Origin of the sequence: Mesotoga sp. UBA6090, from assembly GCF_002435945.1 — a bacterium.
Lineage (GTDB): Bacteria > Thermotogota > Thermotogae > Petrotogales > Kosmotogaceae > Mesotoga.
Window position 1 is genome coordinate 19,950 of record NZ_DIXC01000002.1, and the last position, 22,391, is coordinate 42,340.

General features: G+C 44.3%; 20 protein-coding genes. 1 reads left to right on the forward strand and 19 read right to left on the reverse strand.

Annotation, left to right across the window (positions count from 1 at the left end; genetic code table 11):
- Window positions 1–29: 29 nt before the first annotated feature.
- The 19 genes from B3K42_RS00190 to B3K42_RS00280 all read right to left on the reverse strand — a co-directional run bounded on the left by B3K42_RS00190 (window position 30) and on the right by B3K42_RS00280 (window position 21,695).
- On the reverse strand, window positions 30–1,025 hold the full coding sequence (locus B3K42_RS00190) for a phytoene desaturase family protein (protein WP_110991089.1): 996 nt from the start codon (window positions 1,023–1,025) through the stop codon (window positions 30–32).
- Window positions 1,026–1,207: 182 nt separating this feature from the next.
- A complete protein-coding gene (locus tag B3K42_RS00195; protein WP_292596158.1) occupies window positions 1,208–2,068 on the reverse strand; it encodes a fasciclin domain-containing protein in 861 nt (286 codons plus the stop codon).
- A gap of 309 nt (window positions 2,069–2,377) precedes the next feature.
- The gene (locus tag B3K42_RS00200) at window positions 2,378–3,592 is read right to left on the reverse strand and encodes a cation diffusion facilitator family transporter (protein ID WP_110991087.1); all 1,215 of its coding nucleotides are present in this window, start codon (window positions 3,590–3,592) and stop codon (window positions 2,378–2,380) included.
- 317 nt (window positions 3,593–3,909) lie between these two features.
- Window positions 3,910–4,887 (reverse strand): ABC transporter permease, encoded by a 978-nt coding sequence (locus tag B3K42_RS00205; protein WP_110991086.1) that lies wholly within the window; start codon window positions 4,885–4,887, stop codon window positions 3,910–3,912.
- Between the two features lie 66 nt (window positions 4,888–4,953).
- Window positions 4,954–6,453 carry a sugar ABC transporter ATP-binding protein gene (locus tag B3K42_RS00210; RefSeq protein ID WP_110991085.1) on the reverse strand — a complete coding sequence of 500 codons (1,500 nt, stop codon included), beginning with the start codon at window positions 6,451–6,453 and terminating at the stop codon, window positions 4,954–4,956.
- Between the two features lie 84 nt (window positions 6,454–6,537).
- Window positions 6,538–7,599 carry a sugar ABC transporter substrate-binding protein gene (locus tag B3K42_RS00215; RefSeq protein ID WP_146227077.1) on the reverse strand — a complete coding sequence of 354 codons (1,062 nt, stop codon included), beginning with the start codon at window positions 7,597–7,599 and terminating at the stop codon, window positions 6,538–6,540.
- Window positions 7,600–7,613: 14 nt separating this feature from the next.
- Window positions 7,614–8,258, reverse strand: a complete 645-nt coding sequence (gene dhaL / locus B3K42_RS00220) for a dihydroxyacetone kinase subunit DhaL (RefSeq protein ID WP_110991083.1) — start codon at window positions 8,256–8,258, stop codon at window positions 7,614–7,616.
- Between the two features lie 14 nt (window positions 8,259–8,272).
- Window positions 8,273–9,277 (reverse strand): dihydroxyacetone kinase subunit DhaK, encoded by a 1,005-nt coding sequence (locus B3K42_RS00225; protein ID WP_110991082.1) that lies wholly within the window; start codon window positions 9,275–9,277, stop codon window positions 8,273–8,275.
- 2 nt (window positions 9,278–9,279) lie between these two features.
- Window positions 9,280–10,029, reverse strand: a complete 750-nt coding sequence (locus B3K42_RS00230; RefSeq protein ID WP_110991081.1) for a glutamine amidotransferase — start codon at window positions 10,027–10,029, stop codon at window positions 9,280–9,282.
- A 294-nt stretch (window positions 10,030–10,323) separates the two neighbouring features.
- Window positions 10,324–11,439 (reverse strand): hypothetical protein, encoded by a 1,116-nt coding sequence (locus B3K42_RS00235; RefSeq protein ID WP_292596166.1) that lies wholly within the window; start codon window positions 11,437–11,439, stop codon window positions 10,324–10,326.
- Between the two features lie 26 nt (window positions 11,440–11,465).
- The gene (gene dhaL / locus B3K42_RS00240; protein ID WP_110991077.1) at window positions 11,466–12,110 is read right to left on the reverse strand and encodes a dihydroxyacetone kinase subunit DhaL; all 645 of its coding nucleotides are present in this window, start codon (window positions 12,108–12,110) and stop codon (window positions 11,466–11,468) included.
- Window positions 12,111–12,113: 3 nt separating this feature from the next.
- Window positions 12,114–13,106, reverse strand: coding sequence for a dihydroxyacetone kinase subunit DhaK (gene dhaK, locus B3K42_RS00245; RefSeq protein WP_110991076.1), 993 nt, complete (start codon window positions 13,104–13,106; stop codon window positions 12,114–12,116).
- A 24-nt stretch (window positions 13,107–13,130) separates the two neighbouring features.
- Window positions 13,131–14,675, reverse strand: a complete 1,545-nt coding sequence (locus B3K42_RS00250; RefSeq protein WP_110991075.1) for a sugar ABC transporter ATP-binding protein — start codon at window positions 14,673–14,675, stop codon at window positions 13,131–13,133.
- A 45-nt stretch (window positions 14,676–14,720) separates the two neighbouring features.
- A complete protein-coding gene (locus B3K42_RS00255) occupies window positions 14,721–15,680 on the reverse strand; it encodes an ABC transporter permease (RefSeq protein WP_258367451.1) in 960 nt (319 codons plus the stop codon).
- Window positions 15,681–15,695: 15 nt separating this feature from the next.
- Window positions 15,696–16,679, reverse strand: coding sequence for an ABC transporter permease (locus B3K42_RS00260; RefSeq protein WP_041928310.1), 984 nt, complete (start codon window positions 16,677–16,679; stop codon window positions 15,696–15,698).
- Window positions 16,680–16,764: 85 nt separating this feature from the next.
- Window positions 16,765–18,117 carry a sugar ABC transporter substrate-binding protein gene (locus tag B3K42_RS00265; protein ID WP_110991073.1) on the reverse strand — a complete coding sequence of 451 codons (1,353 nt, stop codon included), beginning with the start codon at window positions 18,115–18,117 and terminating at the stop codon, window positions 16,765–16,767.
- 96 nt (window positions 18,118–18,213) lie between these two features.
- Window positions 18,214–18,852, reverse strand: a complete 639-nt coding sequence (locus B3K42_RS00270) for an ureidoglycolate lyase (RefSeq protein WP_110991072.1) — start codon at window positions 18,850–18,852, stop codon at window positions 18,214–18,216.
- 333 nt (window positions 18,853–19,185) lie between these two features.
- A complete protein-coding gene (locus B3K42_RS00275) occupies window positions 19,186–19,779 on the reverse strand; it encodes an ANTAR domain-containing response regulator (RefSeq protein ID WP_110991071.1) in 594 nt (197 codons plus the stop codon).
- Window positions 19,780–19,832: 53 nt separating this feature from the next.
- Window positions 19,833–21,695: an ATP-binding cassette domain-containing protein gene (locus B3K42_RS00280; protein WP_110991070.1), complete on the reverse strand. Its 1,863-nt coding sequence runs from the start codon at window positions 21,693–21,695 to the stop codon at window positions 19,833–19,835.
- Window positions 21,696–22,148: 453 nt separating this feature from the next.
- Here B3K42_RS00280 and B3K42_RS00285 point away from each other — a divergent pair, with 453 nt between their 5' ends.
- On the forward strand, window positions 22,149–22,361 hold the full coding sequence (locus tag B3K42_RS00285; protein WP_099772346.1) for a hypothetical protein: 213 nt from the start codon (window positions 22,149–22,151) through the stop codon (window positions 22,359–22,361).
- Window positions 22,362–22,391 lie beyond the last annotated feature (30 nt).

Consider the following 22,391-nt stretch of genomic DNA (forward strand, 5'->3'; position numbering starts at 1 on the left):
GGCCGGGATAGCAGAAGAATCGACGGCGGCTACACGACCATGGCGGGAAAAGTCGACTCAAGAGACTCCATCCATTTAACTCTTTCCTGACTAACAAACTTTTCGGGAACGATTCCTCCATAGAGGTTCCAGACCGTCCCACCGTAAATTACGAAGTCAGATATGATTTCGCTCCCATCTTCGAGCTTTATCCCCGCTGCCTTTCCATCCTTAAACAGAACCTCACTAACCCTGTTTTCGTACAGCATGTAACCGCCATTTTTCTCGATCGCCTTCTCAAGTTTGTTTGGTATCATCTGCGATGAACCTACAGGGTAGAAGCCTCCTCCTTCATGATTGTCTATGAACATAGTTACGGCCAGGATGCCGAGGGTTTCCTTTACGGTCGTATAGCAGTAGGTGGAAGTGAGAACATCGAAAAACTGATAAAGCTCCTTTGCTTCGGGGTCTATAAACTTTTGCATAAGTTCTTCAGTGCTTCTGAATAGAAGCCTGATCATTTTCGCCTGTCGTACAGGATGCTTCAGCAGAGATCTGAGACTGTCGCTTTTCTTCATTTCAGTAGGAGGGACAATTACCGGATCTGCAACAATCACGTTATGATATAAGTCGGCTAGATAGTTGTAGAACCTTCTGAGCTGTTCTTCATATCCGGGAAAGTTATTTCCAAGTTCTTCTATAAATCGATCCAGATCTGGCCAGAAAACTATTCTCTTCTCTCCGAAAGTCACGGCGTATAGGGCCTCGTGTCTTACCATTTCAATGTCTTCGCCGATCTCGTTGAAAACAAACCTGTGAGAATTGAAGCCGCGGTTTCCAAATCCGAATACCATGCCGACTGCAGAATCAAACGTAAAGTCATTTCTTCTGAATATCGAGCAACATCCTCCCGGAAGATAATGCTGCTCTGCAACGAGCACTTTTAGACCCCTGTTAACAAGTAGAGAGGCAGCCGATAAACTTCCGAGTCCAGATCCAATTACCGTAACGTCGTATTTGTTTCCAGGAAAGAACTTGCCGTTCATAGCCACCCCCTATCAATAAACATATGTTATCTATTAGAATTCTAAATTATTCGAAAGGTCTTCTCCTAGAGTTTTTTGCAGCTTGAGAATAGTTGATCGGCATGCGATATTAAAGGACAAGGCGGAGCATATGCTCCGCCTTCAAGATCTACTTATCGCTTTGAGGTGGTAGGAGGTTAACTTTACGGAATCATTACTGAATCTATTATGTGGATTACACCATTTGCCTCAAGTATATCCGTTACGAGTATCCCAGATCCTTGAATCTTGACTTCGTTTGGGTTGATCATCAACTGGCCGCCATTAAGAGCAGTCAGAGATCTCATGCCCAGGACGTCTTCAGCCATATATTCTCCCGATATGACGTGGTATAGGAGTATATTCTTTAGAGTCGGTATGTCTTTGAGCAGCGATTCGACTGTACCTTCGGGCAATTTTGCAAAGGCTTCATCATTCGGGGCGAAGACTGTGAAGGGGCCATCACCCATTAGCGCTTCTACTAGACCGGCTTCCTGAAGTGCTGTTACCAGTGTTGTAAGGGAGGCCGCATCGATAGCAATTTCAGGAATTCTTCTTGTCTCTCGTTCTGGGGGAAGGATGACCGTGTCTATAACATGAATTACTCCATTGCTTGCTTCTATGTCGACTGCCGTTATCATTGCAGTGCTCACGTAAACCTTGCCCTCTTCGACTTTTATTGGTATGTAGCCGCCTTCGACAGACTTCAGCGATTCAAGAGAGATCACGTCCGAAGCCATATACTTTCCGGGAACCACATGGTAGGTAAGAATTCTTGTCAGTGTCGGTATGTCGTTTAGGAGACTTTCGACAGTTCCCTCCGGGAGTTTTGCAAATGCTTCGTCAGTTGGAGCGAATACAGTAAATGGTCCATCTCCATTTAGTGTGCCCACAAGACCCGCCTTTTCAACCGCCGCCACAAGGGTACTGAAATTGCCTGCCGAAACCGCTACTTCTACGATGTTCTTGGAGAAACCAGTAAAAACCAATCCTATTAAAACCAACACCAGAAATATCTTTTTCATCATTTTCACCTCTATCAGAGTATTTTGTAATATAGTGTTCAAAACTAAATCGTTGACAATATGATTTTACTCCGCCGTTTTCATAGTTGTCAATAGGGTTGTACACAATATAGAATTGTAAGCCGTGATTTCTCTTTGTTTCTTTGAAAAAGCTACACAGAAATAATCATACGAACGCTTAGCTAATTCTTAATCAATGCTTTACTTGGATAATCATGGTTGTCGTGGCAGATGAGTACTTGACGAGAGAAAAAACGGCTTTAGAAGAAGTCTTTGAGAAGACATTGATCGGTTCCTATGAATTGGCAATCACGTATGGGTAGATCTCAACTCGGCGGAGCCCTTTTCGGTAAGCTTGAGATATCCGTCGTATTCAGTTACGAGCATTTCCTTATCCAATGCCTCGAGGGCGGTCTTGACGATCGATTCGTCAGACTGTGAATCGGAAATTCCCAAGGCTCTAAGAGGTTCTATATCTTGATAAGCCATAGATGCCTTTGCCTCGCACTCCAGCTGATCACGAGGCTGTATCTTGCCCTGATCGATCATGAAAAGAAACCAGCGCTTTAGCTGTTTCGCCCTGAACTTGTTGAAGAGGGAAAAGCCATATCTTTCGAAGTCAATCTCCTCTCCTCTGGCAGATCTTATAAGGTCTATCAGTAGCTCTGCTGCTCCTCTTAGAATTAGAAAGGAAACAATCAATCCTACTATGGCATCGGCGTAGGGAATCCTCATGAGAGATATGATAAGGCCTACTGCTACACTTACAGCTACTAGAACATGATTTCTTGAATCCGTCGACTGGGTAATCAGTGGGAAGGATCGGTTCTTAAGACCTGAATATTTTTGATAGAACCACAAGAGAGCGCATACTATTCCAGAAATTGTCACTGCAGTAAAAGTAAGGAGATCGGGAGAGGGAATCTCACCGGAAACGAGCCTGAATAAAGCCTCTATCAATGAAAAAACTCCAGTTGCTCCCATAAATAGCAACAGAATCAGGCTCACCAGATGTTCATGGTTCTTCTTCACTCCCCAGTACACGAAAACACTTGAGATTCCGTCCAGAAGAGTATCGAATGAATCATTGAGAAGACCCACACTGCCTGAAAGAATTGCGGTGGGAAGCTTCAAGGCAGCAAGGATGAAGTGAACAACTATAGTTATTCTCGAGACAGTTTCGGCCCTTGTCGCTTTTTCCAGAAGTCTGCCGCTATTCTGGAGTTCGGCGAGCATTTTCTTTGCCTCAGACTCTCCCTTTTCCGTCAGCGTAAATGTGTTCCCATTCTGAATTAACCACTTATCTTCTTTCATGTCTTCTATAGCGGAATCCAGAAATGAATCTAGATCAGTGGCTTCGTGCATCCTCTTGCCATAGGGGAAGACATCGAAGAAAATGCCGAACCTTCTCCCCATTACTGAGAAGTACTCTTTCAGTAGTTCCTTCGTGTTGCAGCCTTTAAGAACTGCAGCGGCCACATTCCATTCATGTCCATAATGCCTTGAATGATACTTGTGTTCCATAGACGCTCCAGCATTCTTCCAATCAAATTATGTATGTATCATTTTGTTTGTCACATGCCAAATGACGGACAGTTACCTAATTATAATACAACTAGTATTCAGCGAAAGTAGACCCTAATATAATGCCGAAAAAACGTTTTGCAAATCATAAACGCACTCAGCAAATGAATGCAATTTTGGCACGATCGAAGTAACAATATCGACCAAAGCGCAGTTATACTTTGGTGTCAATATCTAAGAAAAAACTCCATCAGTGACATTCACAATTCCAACAGGCCAGTAAGAATTCCCTGCAAACGCTTTTTCTAGGAAAGATTCTAAAGCAAATTCACACCTGGTATGGAACCTTTCTTGAAAATCGCTACCATGCTTACTGATCCAATTAGAACCGCTCCAAGTACTATCTCCTTCATGTAGAAAGGAAGATTGATCATAACAAATCCATTTGTCAGAACTGACAGTAAAAGAGAGCCAATAACGGTTCCCCAGATATTTGGAACTCCGTCTCGCAGAAAGACTGCTCCAATGAACATTGCGCTTATTCCCGGCATAAGATATCCGTCGCCCATAGCTGGAGTACCTGATCCAAGAAGCGAACCTATCATTATTCCGGCAAGTCCTGCCATGAATCCCGAAATCAGCAAGGCAATGAACTTCACCTTCCTAACTTTAATACCCACATGCTCAGATGCTTTTGGGTTTCCACCTACTGCGTGAAAGAATCTTCCGATCTTCGTATGTTCAAGAACAACCACATAAATAGCTATAATAATTGCGAATATTACTACCGGCATTGGAATTGTCTCAAAGAGAAAAGACCTTCCAAGGAATGGAAATATTTCCGGGAATTTCGCTGAGTAGTAGGTCGATCCTCCCGTAAGCCATTTCGTAAATCCGGCAAGAAGCGTCATCATTCCAATGGTAGTAATTATCGACGGAACCCCAATGAAAAGTATTACTAGTCCATTCAGAGCACCGACTCCCAAAGCTACCAAGAGGGAGATTATCCACGCGGGAATTGCTCCCATGAAGAGTTTTCCCATCAGTATTACACTAAGAACACCGGAGAACCCTGCAAGTGATGCGAATGACATATCGAATTCACCGGCTATCACAACAGTAGTTAGACCGATAGCGAGGATTCCCGTTATGCTTGCCTGTCTAATAATCGATAGAATATTTCTTACACTATAAAAGGTAGGTTCCATGAATGAGAATACGGCAAATACGATGATCAATGCAAATAACACACCGTATCTTCTCACTACTGAAGCCAGGTTTTCTTTTGAGATCATGACCTATCCTCCTCATCTAGCCCTTCCAGGTATTCTCCCTTGAATTGGCAGTTAGCAATCTGCGATTTAAAGAGCCATGGATAATATCTTTTCATCATCGAATTCTTCGCGAGACAGCTCACCAGAAATTCTTCCTTCTTTAAAGACATAAAGCCTATCACAAACTCCTATAAGTTCGGGGAGTTCAGAAGAAATGAAAATCACGCCTACGCTCTTTTCTTCTGCAAGATTTCTGATCATCTTGTAGATTTCGAACTTCGTCCCAACGTCGATTCCATTTGTCGGATCGTCGAGAATCAGAACGCTCATGTGGTCCTTTGAGATCCATCGGCCGATGACGACTTTTTGCTGATTGCCGCCGCTCAGAACCTGGACATCCTGATTGATATTTGAGTACTTAAGACTTAGTGAACTCTTGTCAAGAATGGTTTTAACGAGAGAGTTTTCTTTCCTGGCCGAGACAACTCCCAGGAGTCTTGAGAACTCATCAATATATGATATTGTCAAATTCTTCTTCAGATTCAAACTTGTAAGCAGTCCCTTTTCTCTTCTGTCGTCCGGTACGAGGAAGACGCCTTCCTCTATCATTCTATGTACATTTGGATCAACCTCTTTGCCTTTGACAATTACCCTGCCGGTCTTTGTTTCTCTCAGACCGTACAAGTGTTCTATTAGCTCGGTTCTTCCAGAACCAATAAGACCGTATAATCCAAGAACTTCTCCCTTTTTCAAGTGAATACTAATATCCTTAAGGAATCCCGAACCGCTAAGGTTTTCGACCTGTAGTATCGTGTCCCCGGAACGATTCGTCACTTCGGGAAAAAGGCTAGAAATATTCCTGTTCACCATAAGTCTTATCGCCTCTTCCTCAGAAAGGTCTTCCTTATCCCTTGTGGTTACTCTCTCACCATTTCTGAATATCGAAATCCTGTCTGCGTTTTCGAATACTTGCTCAAGTTTGTGAGTAATTAGTATTACGGAAACACCTTCATTTTTTATCTGATGGATTGCACTGAACAGCGACTTGACTTCCGACTCGGTAAGACTGGAAGTAGGCTCGTCAAGAATCAATATCTTCGGCTTGTAGAGGAAAGCACGAAGAATCTCTATGGCCTGTCTTTGCGCAGAACTGAGAAGCGCAACGGGGATGCCGAGAGGCACTCTTAGATTGTAGAGTTCAGATAGTTCCTCTGCTTTTGAAAGAATCGATTTTTCGTCTATCAGGAAACCTCCCTTGACAGGTTCCTCTCTCAAAAGGATGTTTTGAGCGCCGGTGAGATATGGAATGAGGTTCCGCTCCTGATAAACCATTCTTATCCCCAGTCTGAGGGCCTGGGAAGGGTGAGTGAGTCTCACTTCGGCACCGTTGAGAATGACATTTCCCTCATCTGGTCTCACTATTCCTGTCAGAACATTGCAGAAAGTGCTCTTTCCTGCTCCGTTTTCACCACAAATAGCGTGAATCTCACCCTCGAGCAAATCAAAGTCTACGTTGCTCAGGGCTTTGACCCCCGGAAAGGATTTAGATATTGATACAGTCTTCAGAACAACATTCTTATCCGACATATTAGACCTTCTTTCACCAGGTAATCCAGAATCAATATCGGGAGAGAGAATCCTCTCCCGATATTGGCCTCTAAAACAGGTCGATTACTGAATCTTGTATGGACCGCCAGCGTCTTGCCAGTTGAACCATGCATCTGGATCGTCTGGGTCCATTCCGTAATAACCGAAAACAGCATGAATAGAACTTCCTGGTTCGGGAACATTTGTCTCATCTGTTACATATGGAGTTGCATATATGACTCTTCCCGGAGGTACGAGAGAGTCTGGATGATCAGGTCCAATTCCCATTTCTACCTGGTTGATGACTTCAAATACGGTGTGAACGTAGTATTCGAATGGCTGACTTACCGTGGCAACAAATGGAGATCCACTTCTTATCATAGAATAAACAGCTGAACCTCCGTCTATACCGGTAACGAAGATATCGTCCTTGTCGAATCCTGCCTGTTCAATTGCACGTGCGGCATACTGACCAGGAGTGTCCCAACCGGCAAATATCCAGTCAAGGTCGTTTCCGTACTTCGTCATCCAGTTGACTGCAACGTTGAAAGCACTATCTTCGTATCCAACGAGAGGTAGAAATTCCTCAGCAACAAGCTCAATGGCCGGCCAATCTCTTTCGAAGAGTGTTGCAGCGACATAGGCTCTTCGTCTCATAATATGCCACTTACCACTGAAAATTGCTACTTTTCCTCTTTCGTTTAGCCTCTGGATTCCCCAGTAGCTCATTAGAGCTCCGGCAACAGCGTTATTCTGTGTACAACTGAGAATAACTCCAGGTTTAACTTCAGTATCAACACAGTAGACACCAATTCCCTCTTCGGTTGCTTTGAGAATGAGATCTGCAATAGCTTCCATGTCCCAGTAAATGATTACGATGGCATCTACTTTTTTCTGAATCAAGGTCTCCATCGTTTCACGTTGCTGGGCCGGATCTCTTACAGTCATTGCATCAATAAACTCCCAATCCCTGTGAGCACATTCGATCTTCACCTGCTGGAAATCTCTCTGACAGGATTCTGCCTCAAGCCCATGTCCACAGATTGCAACTGTCACGTCTTTCGCATATTCCGTTCCTGCAAACGCCATTGTTGAGAAAGTGAGCGTCACAACTACAAGCAACGAAATCAAAATTCTCTTCTTCATTCCTTCACCCCTTTTCAAGATTTGTTTAGTTCTTCTGAAACTTCCCTCAGAAAGCGATAAACAACTGTTGCTCCGGGATCCTGTTCGCCGACTGTACGGCTGCCGAATGCTTTTGCTCTGCCCTTCTTTGCTTCCATGTCCTTAGTTCTTTCCAGTCCATATTCCGCGGCCTCTGCTGCTTTCTCGAAGGCCTCGGAAATCGATTTGCCTTCAGAAGAAGCCTTTTCAAGAGCTTCCACAGCAGGCTCAAGAGCATCAAGCATCGTTTTCTCTCCCGTTTTTGCCCTTCCTCTCTTCATAATTCCCTCTAGTGCAGCCCTGAACATACCGGCGATTTCATCCAGAGTGAGAGACTCCTTACCCAAAACCTTCTTGCCCCCCTCAATGAACGCGCTCGCCGTCAGAACTCCGAAAGTGGAGGGATTTGCCTGATTGAACTGAATTCCACACTTCTTTATCAGAGCCCCTATATCCTCAGTTTGAAAATTCTTCAGAGTTTCGATTATCGCCGTGCAGCCCTTTCTTATAGTGATGCCTAGATCTCCGTCACCTATGGCAGCGTCAAGAGCTCTAAACTCATCGACATAGTTCTTCTCCAGTGAATTGCAGGCACCATTTAGAATCTCTGAGACCTTTGCTGCACTAATGGCTTCTTTCATCTGATCACCGCCCCTCAGAATTGCTGCAGAAGCATCGGCGAATGAACCGGCATATCGAGGAGCTCCTTGAATTCCCTGTCAAGTTTGAAGAGAGTTATCGAAAGACCTTTCATCTCCATTGAGGTTGCGTATTCTCCCACGAATGACTTGTAAATCTTGATTTTCTTAAGATCCAGTATTTCCTTGACCTTTCTGAAGGTTACGTAGAGTTCCTGAGGTGCTGTCGCACCGAGTCCGTTAACCAGTACGGCAACTCCGTCTCCCGATTCAAATGGAAGATCATCGATTACTCTCTCCGTCATGAAACTGGCAATCTCATCGGCACTCTTGAGTTTTTCTCGCTTTATGCCGCGCTCTCCATGAATGCCCATGCCGATTTCCATTTCATCATCGCCAATCTCGAAAGTTGGCAATCCGACTGCCGGAATGGTGCACGGGGAAAGGGCGACTCCCATTGTTCTGATAACATTCAGAGCTCTGTCGGTTGTTTCTTTTACTTCTTCAAGAGAGGCACCCGTGGCAGCCTTCGCACCGGCAATCTTATATGCGAAGATCAGCCCGGCGATTCCTCTTCTTGAGCCGGCATCATCGGCGGGGGCCGATGCCACATCGTCACAACCGATGCAGGTTTCTACTCTGATTCCCTCTTCTTCGGCCATTTCGGCGGCCATGTCGAAATTCATTATGTCTCCACCATAATTTCCGTACAGGTAGAGTACGCCTTTCCCGCTGTCTATAGCCTTCGTAATTGCAAGCATAGTTTCGGCCGAAGGCGATGAGAAAACGTCGCCAACGGCAGCGCCATCGAGAAGGTTTTCGCCTATATATCCCAGGAAGAGGGGCAGGTGACCGGAACCACCACCGGTTGCGATGCCTACCTTGTCTTTCACGGGTGCTCTTGGAATGATCAAGGCTTTGTCATAGCCTTCAACTCTCTTGAAGTCCTTAGGGAATGCCATAACAATTCCATCGAGCATTTCCGTGATCAAATTGTCAGTGGAGTTAATGATCTTTTTCATGACTATTTGCCTCCAAGCCACTTCACCACATTTACCCAGAATTGACCGTAATCCTTCCACTCAACCATCCCACGGCCCCAGTGAGGAGCTGGATCGGTAGCGAATGCAAGCGTTCTACCCTTTCCATACTGACCGGTGACTATTATTGGATCTCCGTTGTGTTCTGCCAGGACTTCTCCTTCGGGCTTTGCCTTCACTTCGTTGTATCCGGAAAATAGAGGAGGCGCCGAATCGAAGTCTACTCCCTTGAAGATCGGATGGTCTTTCTTGAGGACTTTCGGAGTCATTCCTTCAGAAATTTCGACCCTATCATCATAGGGATAACAGGTGACGGGAAGTATCTCCTCAACAGGAGTCTTGTGCCACTTGGCTACTCCAAACATGCCTCCAAATGATAGCCAGCCACCTACACCGCAGAAGCCGCCGCCATCACGCGTCCATTTCTTCAGTGCACCAAGCCTGTCGATCCCCATAGGGCAGTTGTTAAATCTGTCTTCGTACATTATTACTGTGTCTGTACCAACGTCACTGAAAAGTATTACGTCGTACTGTCCAAGCTCGTCCGGCTTTGGGAAGTTCCTCTGTACCTCGCTTGTCGGCAAGTAAGTCAGATCGATTTCCGAATCCGATTCAAGGGCCTTTCTCAGATGGAAACTTTCATCATGTACGACTCCATCTGTCCAAGAATTCATACCTTTTACGTACGTTGTGATCAGCATTACCTGATCTCCACAATAGAATACTTTAAGCACGAAAATACCTCCTTTTGATTTTGAATTAGGTCACCAATGGGCCTTTTATGTGAGACATTCTTCATCAGAACCAGAATTGTGATCTAATTCCCAAAGAAAAAAGAATAAAGGTGCCCCATAACCCAAGGCACCCATAACCTCTAAGCTCTATGCTTTCCCACCGCACCAACCATGAGTGCGAAGGATACTTATTCATTTGTGTTTCTTCGATTCGTGGCGGTTCTAACGCAACTCATTGGATCAGATTTTGTTTTCAGAAACAAACAGTCTCGTGGTTCATGTCAAAGTCTCTTTTTACTCATAATAGGTAATCAGATAGACAGTCTTTGTTATCGGTTTCCACAGATCCTCATCTTCGAAGTAAACAAGATATCTTTCCTGAATACAGTTCCCTCTATCGTCGTATAGGTATTCATAACTGTAAGTTAGCGGACTTCCACCGATATTTCTGTTATAGTTAGTTTCTTTCAGTTTCAGCCCTTCATTATTATATTGGGCCGAGTAGACGGGATTGCGCGACACCGAAAGACAGTCGACCTCGAGAACCATATTGCCATTCTCGTATTGAGCTTCATGCTTAAAGAGTATCTTTCCATTTGCATCGGATAGGGTGAAGCTTACTAGATTCCCTTCATCATCATAGGAAGCTTCGTAGACGGAAATGACCGTATCGCTCTCGTTGTAGTTGTATGCCTTCATCAAATTGCTGTCTTCATCGTACTCATAACCGTACTTGTAGGAGAAGTCTCCGTACTTGCCATAGCCGATCTCCATGAGTAAGTTTCCGAGGTCATCATATTGATACTCATTTCTGAATTCAGTTTGAAGTCCTTCCTTTTCCTTATACTCATAGACTATATACTTGGTTTCCGACGTCATGTAACCGAGTTCGTTATAGCTGGCTAAGTATTTTGTGCTGTTTGTTGAATCATACTGAACATCGTTTCCTTCGACGAAGTTTCCACTTTCGTCGTACTTTGCAGAGTATTTCGAGGTTATCGAACCATCTGAGGAGTACTGAATTCCTTCAGTCTGTCTCCCGCCCTCGTCGTATTTGTATTCATAACCGTGTTCTAATACAGAGTCGTTAACTACCCTTTTTCCCTGCATCGTGATCATGTTGCCTTCGCTATCGTACTGATAGGAATATTCAAACTCCACAACACCGTCGCCGGCAACTTTGCTCTCACGGATAGTATTTCCTGATTCATCGTACTCAGCGGTCAGAGTGGCAAAATTTATCCACAACTCGCCGTCCTGTGTATTATAGTTTCTTATTTCAATCCTTTTCACTCCAGATGTGCTTATATTATCCAGGTAAGAATCGACCCAGAAGGCTCCACAAAAGCTTCCGATGAACATGGACATAACTAACAAGAAACGACAGAGTCTGAAAATGCTTGACAGCAAATTAATCACCTTCCATCGGCAAAGTCTCACTTCGTTTTGTTGAAGAAGCTCTCTTGAATATCTGAGAGAATAACTGCAACTGCTCTGGCACCCGCGTCATATGCACCAATGCTCCTGTCTCCCAGATATCTGGCCCTTCCTTTCGTTGCAACTATCGTTTTTGTAGATTCGGCTCCTTCTTCTGCCCTGGTTACGGCCTTTTTAAAGGCCTCTTCTATTGGTTCGTTCAGCTTCGCGCTTTCCTTCAAAGATTCTTTGAATGGAATAAGCGCATCCAGAAGAGTTTTATCTCCCAATTCAGCTTTACCGACCTTCTGTACTCCATCTACCATCGCCTGGAAGAGCTCGGAAATGTCGGCGATTTTGAGATTCTCCTTTCCCTTAGAAACTCTCGAAGCGCTCAAAAAGGCATTGCCCCAAATTGGGCCGGAAGCTCCACCGCATTTTTCCATTATTATCATGCTGCAGTCTCTCAAAAAGGTTCCAATATTACTCTTTTCAAGATCCTTCCACTTCGACTTCACTTCAGAGAAGCCTTTCGCCAAAGAAGCTCCAAAATCGCCATCGCCGGCAACTGAATCGAGATCACAGAAATACTGTTCGTTTCTTAGTATAGAGTCGATAGCGATCCCAACGACTTCTATGAATTCATCCTTCGAGATTACAGTCATGTTCTAGGCCTCCGTTTCCTTCCAGGCAGCGGTTTCACAGGGTGCTGAGAGAAGTCTCTTCATTTGCTCATCGAGTTTAAGAAGGGAGATTGAAGCGCCTTCCATATCTATAGATGTCATGTAGTTTCCAACCAGAGTCTTCGCTACTGCGATTCCCTTATTGTTAAGAATCGAGGCTACCTCGTTGTTAAGTATGAAAAGCTCTTGCAGCGGAGTTCCGCCGAATCCATTTATCAGTACGGCAACCTCCTCTTCCTTTGACACGAATAATTCGCCAAGTATTCTTTGGATAATCAGTTCGGCAGTTTCCTTAGCTGAGAGCAAGCTGTCTCTGAATATTCCAGCTTCTCCATGAATTCCAACACCAACCTCGATCTTGTCCTCTTCAAGGTCGAAAGTAGGTTTCCCTCTTGCAGGGACGGTGCAGGAAGTGAGTGCAATCCCCATAGTTCTAACATTGTCAATAACCCTTTGGGCGATCTCCTTCACCTGCCTGAGAGAAGCTCCCCTTTCTGCCAGAGCGCCTGCAATTTTGTGAACGAAGATCGTTCCGGCCACGCCCCGTCTATCTTCCTTCTTTTCGATTGAGATATCATCATTTACACAAACGCTGTCAACTCTAATATCGTAGTCTTCAGCCATTGCAGCAGCGCTTTCGAAGTTCATGACATCTCCCGAGTAATTCTTTATAACCAGCAAGACCCCTTGCTCCGAATGGTTGTGCTTTATGGCGTTGAAGATCTGCATTACAGACGGTGAAGCAAAAACATCACCACATACTGCCGCATCAAGCATTCCCTTGCCTACAAACCCTGCATGAGCCGGCTCATGACCACTTCCACCGCCACTGATCAGATTAACCTTGTTCTTGTTGGGATTCTTTCTCGAAATCACCATGAATTCCTCGTCGAGTGCAAGGTTCTCCGGGAAAGCCTTCACCATTCCCTGACACATTTCGATTACCACGCTTTTGGGATCATTGATCAGCTTCTTCATCTCTCTACACCACCTCAGCTATTCTTATACCATATCTCTTACTAGTTCTTGCTCGGTTGGTTTCCGCCTCTTATCGGCATCTACGATAAGCGAAATGTTTCCATCTTTCATAATTACTATCCTGTTGCTCAATCCTATGAGTTCGAGCAAGTCGTCTGTTATTAAGATGATGGCAAGGTTCTTATTTGCCGCTTCTCTTATGAAGGTGTATATTTCCTCTTTTGCTCCGATGTCTATGCCTCTGGTGGGATTGTCGAGAATCAAAATATCGAGATTCTTCATAATCCATTTGGTCAGTACGATTTTTTGTTGGTTTCCTCCACTCAACGAAAAGCACAGATCTTCGCTAGTTGCCTTAATTCGGAACTTCTCTATTCCCTCTTTGATCAATTTGGATTCTTGCCTGTTGTTTATAAAGCCCAGGCGACTGCTGAACTCACTGAATCTTGTAATCGTAAGATTGTTGGCAACCGTTGACAAGCCGATTATTCCGTTTTCCTTCCTTTCGGAAGGAACATACCCGACTCTTAGCTTGGTCATATTTCTTATCGTGGCTTTAGACACGGAATGGCCATCTATAATGATTTCTCCTTCTGTTGGCTCTCCCACCCCAAAAAGGGTCTCGCCCAGGAACTTCTTTCCAGAGCCAATCAGTCCACCTATTCCAAGGATCTCCCCACGACGGACTTCCAGAGAAACAGAGTCATAAAGGCCCTTCTTGGAAAGATTTCTCACCCTCAAGACGGGATCCTCATCCCCATTGAATTCCTTTTGATCTTCAACTCTGTAGGTGTCGGCACTTAACTCTCTTCCTACCATAAGCGGGTGGATCTCTCTCTCTTCCGAGACCTCGGGATCAACTTCTCCAACCAGCTGCCCATCTTTGAGAATTAGAATCCTGTTACAGGCATTCATCAATTCTGAAAGACGGTGTGAGACAAATATGAATGTTGCCTTGTTTGAAAAACTCTTAATTCTGTCGAGAAGAATCTCTCTTTCCTTTTCTGGGAGCGCAGCAGTTGGTTCATCAAGAAGTATTAGAGGGGTCTCGATCTTGTACATGTCTGCTATGACAAATGCCCTGATGATCTCAAGCATCTGACGTTCATGGAATGAATATCTAGAGACTTCTTTTCTGGGGTCGATATCGAGCCCAAAACTCTCCAGATAACGTTTCGCTTCGGAGATCATCTGCCTCTTCTTCAAAGTACCGGCCACCTGGAATCTCTTCTCGTGTGAAAGAAAGAGATTTTCGTAAACAGTCAGGCTTTGGACAAGGTTCTGCTCCTGGAAGACCATCGAAACTCCGAGTATGTTAGCCTCTCTGAAGCTTTGAGGAGCATACTTTTTTCCTTCCAGAAACATCTCTCCTTTATCGGGTGGTTCAACTCCTGCTATAAGCTTTAGCAGAGTTGACTTTCCCGCCCCATTTTCACCGGCGAATCCAATAACGTCGTTCTTATTGATCTTGAAGGTAACATCTTTCAGTGCCTGCACACCAGGATAGTTTCTATCGATTCCCTTGATCTCAAAGAGGATTTTGCTATTTTCTTTTACTTTTTCATCCATAAAGATAAACCTCGCATTCTCAGTATCACCTTTTTGAATCGAAGATCACTTAACGGCGATCATCTTCGGTCTTCCAACATTGGACATAAGCGCACCGGCAATTATCAGAGCACCCATTGCAACGTTCCTGAATTCAGGCGTTACACCCATGAAATTCAGGCCGCTTATCAGAACGGTAACCAGCATCGCTCCGAGAACTGTGCCGATTGGTCCTCCTCGACCTCCGCTAAGAGGAATGCCGCCCATGACAACGATTGCTATTACGGGCAAGGTATAAGTATCACCAGTATAAGGGCATGCAGCTTCAAGCATTGATGCGTCAAGTGCCCCGGCTAGTCCTACGAGCGAACCATGAATCATAAATACAAAAGTCTGAATCTTTACAACGCTGATCCCTGAATACTGGCATACGTACTCGTTGTTGCCGATGGCGTAAATCATTCTGCCAAGCACTGTTTTTTTGGTTATTATTATAGTTATAAGCACTACAATGATTGGTATAGTGATCAAGTTCGATATGCCACCTAGAAAGCCGCCTCTTGCGACTGCCAAAAAGGATTCCGAATGGACGTTGTAAGGAGACCCTTTTAGCATCAAAACTGCAGTTCCATTTAAGATTCCCATCATGGCGATAGTGGATAGAAACGTCGGGATTTTCAGGAAAGTAGCCAGAAAACCGTTTATCAGACCTACCAGAGCCCCTACTATCATCCCCACAATAATCGATGCGCCACCTAGCGCAGAGCTAGCCATTGCGGATGCCACGGCAGTAATCGTTATCGTCGCTCCGACTGATACGTCAATACTTCCCATCAGAACGACCATAGACATACCCATCGATGCAATCAGCAGAATGGCCATCTGTACGAGCAAGTTGTTGAAGTTCTTTGCAGACAAGAATGTTGGATACTGCAAACCGAATATCAAGAACAAAACCACAAGTAGTAAGGGAGTCCACAACTTTGAAAGTAAGAACTTTCGCTTCCTGTTTCGATTATCCATCATCATCCACCTCCCTGCCTACTTGGTAAGAAGTAATCTTCCGCGTCGATGAGGAAGCATTACGAGTGAAATGGCTGCGATTAGCAGTATGCCTTTTGCAATGTTTTGGACATTCGATGTACTTCCAATTAGACTCATTCCATTATCGAACATACTGATGAGAAGAACCCCTATGAGTGTCTTCAATAAACCACCAGAACCTCCCATGATGGAAGTCCCACCAACGACCACGGCAATTAGCGTATTGAAGAGGTACTTGTCTCCAAGTCTTGCTGGTGCCATTCCCAGATAAGAAGAAAGTAAAACAGAGGCAATACCGACCAATAACCCGGAGAATGTGAACGCGATTATCCTATATTTATTTGTATTGATTCCCATTTTCTTCACGGACTCTTCGTTGCTTCCTATTGCCAAAATGTATCTTCCCACTACTGTCTTCCTGCTTATGAATACGAAAACTGCAAATACAATGAAGGCCCAAATAATGACATTTGGAATGCCTTCGATCATCTGTCCCGTCGAAATCCAGGCAAAGTCCCTGTTTCTAATGGATATGTTATAACCATTTGTTAGACCAGTAGCTATTCCCACATAGACATACATCATCGCCAGTGTAACGATGAAAGACGGAAGTTTCAGAAGTACCACCAGTAGACCGTTAATCAGTCCCGAAAGGAATCCTACGACTATCGCAAGAACTATCATCCCTAATCCACCCTGAGGAAAGAAGTAAGCGGCAACAATCGCACAGGATGAAAGCATGGCGCCCACAGAGAGATCTATGCTTCCCATGAGTATGGGAAAAGTCTCTCCGGCGGCAACCAGAAGGAAGACGCTCGAGACTGTCAGAATACCTGTGATATTCCTTATTCTTGAGAATGGCGGATATAAGATTGCGAAAACCACAAAGATTCCAACAAGCAACAAGTAAGGAAGTACTTCAATAAGGTTCTCTGCTTTTAGTCCTTTTTTAAAGAGATTTTTGAGAGCCAAATTCCTCATCCTTCCAGAAAGAGTAGACTGATCCCCCGTCGCTGGAACAGTCTACTCCAGCATTCAAAAGTGTTTTTTAAGAATCATACGGTGCTTAGTTATTACATCCTTCTCCAAAATCTGGAATGTCGAAGCGGTAGGGAACGTCAATAACTTCATGAACAAGCACATCGTTTTCCATTCTCTTTACGATATCTGCTCTGAGACCTTCTTCCAGGTTGTTCGCAACAAATACGTAGTTGTATGGGGAGCTCTCGAATGGCGGGACAACCCAAGCAGCGGTGAATTTCTCAAGATAAAGCTCGTAGATCTCCTGGTAAAGACCGGACTCCATAGCTTCCTTGTACTCCTCGGGTACTTCGTAACCCCTGGGCTTTTCAAGGTAAATCCAGTTGGTGAATCTCTCGGGGTATATCGGAACGAGAAATCCCTGTGGGTCCCAGTCGTCTGGATGGAGCGTTCTGGACATTTTCTTCCAGTCGTAGTCATATGGAGTGTCCTTTCCGAAAGTCTCAATGTACCAGTCAACGTTTTCAGGAGTAATGAAGGTCTGCATTGTTGACATCATCGTTTCAGGAACGGTCGGTTTCCAGCCGTTCTTCATGTCGTATACAGTAACGGCCTGTCTTCCGGCCATCCAGAATCCGTAAATTCCAGCGACAACGTCGAGACTTCCATCCTTGATATCGACAAGGTTGGACTTGTTAGCATCGGTTGTGACCTGGTAAACATGTTTCAGTCCTGCTTCTTCACAGGCAATTGCCGCGCCAACATTCATGCTGGTATTTGCGCCGAATATTCCGTCTATCCTGTCACCGAACTTTGCGATCCAGTCTCTGGTAACAGAGTAGCCCTTGTCCCTTATGAAGTCTGCATATTCCTCTCCGATGACCGTGATATTCGGAAAGTTCTCCATAAGAGCGGCTTTGTAACCTCTAACTCTATCGTTACCTGCTTTGGAGCCGGGGAATCCCCAGAGAACGCAGGTCTCGCCCTCTCCGTTGAGAAGTCTGCCCATTTCCAGTCCGCCAAGATAACCGTCCACATATGCGTCAGGTCCAATGAACTGACCATAGTATGGGCCAGCGTCTAGTGGTGTCCACCAGTCGGCTATCTCTAGGATGTTCGCGTAATAGACTTTCTCTCTGTTAACGAAGTTCGATGCCTGAATAACAGATTCAATTGTTGGTGAGTAACCAAATATCATCTTGACACCGGCGGCAGCGAAGGACTCTATTTGGAACAAGAACTTTTCGGGGCTCCTGTCGTCGCTGGCTGCTATGTACATGTTTCCAAGAGCCTCTACAGACTCCCTTGCGCCTTTGTCAAAAGTAAGGAAGAAGTCGTTTGCCATCTGTGCATACGTGCAGACCATAGTATCCGTTGAAAGTGCAGTAACACCAAACATAGCAAAAACAACAATTAACAGAACACTGAGCTTTTTCACCTGTACCATCCTCCTTCAAAAGAAGTTCTCTAATAGATCGAAACATTTACACGAATAACTGTTTTTCGTTGTGCCAACCTCCCTTCAACATATGAATCAGAGAATGATTCTTATCTTGTATTCGCCTCCGTAACCCTCGCCGTAGTAATCGGTTTTCAATGCGTGCAGTTGTCCCTTGAAATAGCGGTTTCCAACGGGAGTCTCCCACTTCTTTCCATAGGCCTCAGTTACGTCGCCGCTGATTTCTCCAAGTTTTCCAAAGCGAGGCATCAAAACGGGGGTAGGACCGTCAATTGCAAAAGGCGGGTAATGCCATGTCCCTTTGTTCAAAAGGACGCCTTCATTCGGTCCAATAAGGAAGGCTCTGGTCTTCTCAGCTTCGGGGACCTTCGATTTCGGTGCAAGAACAAAGATGAACTGCTTTCCACCCAGAGGGAAAAAGAATTCGTAAGTTTCGTAATGAACCTCAGTCCAATTAAGGATTTCCCCTATTGGCTTTGGATAGACAAAGAGCATACCCATCGAAAAGCGGTCTTCTTTGTTGTCCTTGAAAGGAATTAGATCCCAGTAAGCCTTGATCATGCTGTTTTCGACTGCGGCTTTTGCGTCCACAGGATGCAACTCATACTTGCCTTCTTCCGTGTCTTCATCTCTACCGATGATTCTGCCAAAGGTGCTGAAATCTCTCATACTTACTTCACTTAATTTTTCCAGTTTTACATCAACCACTGCCATAATCTCTCTCCTCCATTCTTAGATTCTTTTGCTCACACAGTGAACAGAAATCTATTTTTCAGAACTAAATGCATGGAACTCCCAAAACAAAAAAAGGTGCCCGAATCTAATCAGGCACCCATAACCTTTATATTTCCTTACTCAGCAATACCAATCATAAGCATCGCTCTTCAGTATATTCACTTTTCATATATTCACTTAACAATTATGCACAAAACGATACGTCTAGCAAAGTCCCGTGTGATGACTTCTATCCTATTTAAGACCCATTAATAACGATTATGAAAAAAAAGCTCAAGCGTTCGCGAATTCTGAACAGCTGTTACTGCTGACCTACATACCGTAATGCAGAGTATTGTCTGCTTCTATAATTTCCCTGGCAACAACAACAAGCTTCAAATTCCTGTCTCTACTAATCTTCTGGAGCAACTTCATCGCCTCTGACTCTTTTATCCCATTGCGGTCCATCAAAATCCCCTTTGCCCTTTCTATGAGTTTTCTTGCCTCTAAAGCCTCTTCCTGCTCGTGGAGTTCCTTCTTAAGAAGCATAAACTCCTTAAATCGGCCCATGGCAATCTCTATGGCGGGCTTGAGTTCTTTCTCATCAACGGGTTTTACTAGATAGTTAAAGACACCTGCAGAGTTCGCCCGCTTGACGGTCTCTTCGCTGCTGTATCCAGTAACAATTATCGAGGGTACGAGCTTTACTTTTCCTATTCTCTCAATCGCTTCGATTCCGCTAAGCGCTGGAAGGTTAATATCTACGATCAGTAAATCCGGATCCTTTTCAAGTGCAAGTTTCACGAAGGTCTCGCCATCCATGGCCTCTCCTATAACGTTATGACCGAGGCCGATAAGAGTTTCTTTGAGCCCTCTAAGGACTATGTACTCGTCTTCTGCGATTAGTATATTTAAAGAACTGTCCATAGGAACTGACTCCCCTTTCGGCTAGGTTTAGCGCATAATCGCTAATAATTCTTTTATGAGCCTCTCGTTAGCAAAAGGCTCTCTTTTGGAATCAGGATCTTTACTTTTGCTCCTTTTTCCGAGGCGATTTCAAGAGTACCGTCGAACTGATTCTCGACGATGGATCTCGCAAGCGAAAGCCCCAGTTTCTCGTCTTTTGCTGAAAAGGATCTGTTGGGAAATCCCGCGCCGTTGTCCTCCACGATTATTTCCACATTATCATCAAAGCTCTTGCAGGAAATCGATATTAAACCGTTCTCTAAATCTTTGAAAGCGTGTTTCACGCAGTTGTTTATCAACTCGCTTATTGTAAGCGAGATTCCGCTTGCTTTGTCGTATGGAATAAAGATGTCATCGAGATCTTTCCTTACCTGAAGAGTACCATCTACTATGTTGAAACGTACTATAGTGTCTACAAGACTCTTAAGGTTTATTATGCTTCTACCTAGTTCATCGTGAGAAAGAAGATCATGAACGGCAGCTATACTTTTAACCCTGGAAACAACATTGTCCAGAAGATCTTCGACTTCGCTGCCCGTCTTCTTATTCAAACTCCTCTTCTGGATATTTATAAGACTTACAATGGTCTGAAGATTATTCTTTATCCTGTGGTGGCTTTCCTGAAGCAACACCGAACTCCCCATGAGCCTGGTATTGTCTATTGCAAGGGCGACCTGCCTCGAAAGCGTATGAAATATCTTTTTCTGCTTTTCAGTTGGCTCATAGTATTTACGATAGCCTACCTGAAACAAGGCGGTGTGGTGAGATCTTACTGAGACTGGGTCACAAACAATTGTCTCGGTATTTCGAATGCTCTTAAAGAGCTTTTCGAAAAGCACATCATCGAAATTTGAAACAAAGAGCTTCTTGTTGTCCATTATTCTCATTACAACTTCGTCATTAAGGGCGGCTTCAACTAACTCAGTCTCTTTGTGTTTTATTGTGTCCATAATCGTTCTGGTCTTTTCATCGACCAGGTACACATAACAGGAGTCGGACTCCATAATTTTGCATGTGTAGTTTTCAAGCATTTTCAAGACATCATTTATCTCGTAATTAGAAGTAAGATACTCGGCCGCCCTCAAAACGGCGTCGATAATGTCCTCGGTTTCTATTTCCTCGGTCTCTCGTTTTATCGAATCTGATTTTTTCCATCCGAGTATGAGTCTTAGAAGTTTCTCCGGCTTGTCTTTCGCTTCTTCGGAGCTTAGAGTTCCACAAAGCACCCCTTCGGATAGAACACTTATTCTGTCGGAGTATTTCATTGCCTCGTCCCACTTGTTTGTGACATAGAGTATTCCCGTTCCCTTTTCCTTCAGTTCGGTGAGTATTCTAAGAAGAAGATCCTGTGACTTGGAACTTAAATTGGCAGTAGGTTCGTACAGAACCACCAGCCGAGGCTCATAAATACACAGCCTCAGGAGCTCTATAAGCTTCTTCTCTTCGGTCGAAAGCCTATACACGTGAGCCTTCTCTGAAATGCCAAGGTCGAATCTTGCGATGAGTTCTTTCACAGTGCGGTTTATCTTCGAATGGTTAATCAGCTTGATAACATTGGAATGGCTTCTCAACATGTACATGTTCTCTGCCACGGTTAAACCCTCTGCAACCATAGGTTCTTCGAGGAGGAACATGATGTCCGTCGAACCTCCTATCTTGATTTTGTTCGTGACATCTATTCCATCAAAGAAGACTCTTCCGGAAATCTTCTTCTCAGCCCCGGTGAGAACATTAACAACAAGTTCCTTTCCTGCGCCATACTCTCCGACGAGGGCATGAACTTCAGAAGAGGTGACTTCCAGATTGATCTCCTTGAGATTGACATTGCCCGTGTCATTGCTACTAAGTTCTTTGATATCAAGAATACATTGCTCCATAGCGGATCCCTCGAATTCTGCAGCCTTTTTCCTTTCATACAGCTGCAGCAACAATAAATAGATCACGGATCAGAAAAGAAAGTCGAACAAACATTTGCTTGTTGAGAATGAGTCTCATAATCATTCTACAACACAATGTATCGAAACTATATGTATGTGTAGGTTTCTACGTGTTCAGAGTTGCATCTAACTCGAAGAAGCCTTGATCAGCATTAAGAATAGTAGGATTCGAGACTCGCGAAAACTAATGTTATGTGAAGTACAACTTTTGAAGTAAAAACATCACAGTAAAGAATGATAATAAAATATTAATTAGTGTTAAAATTTATATGTAAAGCAGATTGACAAGTCTCTTCATTTTGAACGAGATTCGGTGCGGTCTGCCTGCGTTAGAATTGACGTCCTGATGCTTAACTGGTTTGGCTTATCCGTCAGGGCAAGGAGGAATCTGAAATGTCTTACAAGCACTATTATGTTGGTGACTCCGTTTTGTCGACGGGTGACTACGAGGTTCACACTGGTGATTGTGTTGAGCTGGCAAGAGTAGAGTCAAAGACTTATCTTGGCTATTATGATAACTGTCAGGATGCGATTAGGAAGGCAAGTGATATCTATCCGAACGTATGCGGCTGCAAATACTGCTCGCCTGGTTGTCACAGGAGATAATTTTCCCTAATTGCGGGGGCTATCGGTTCT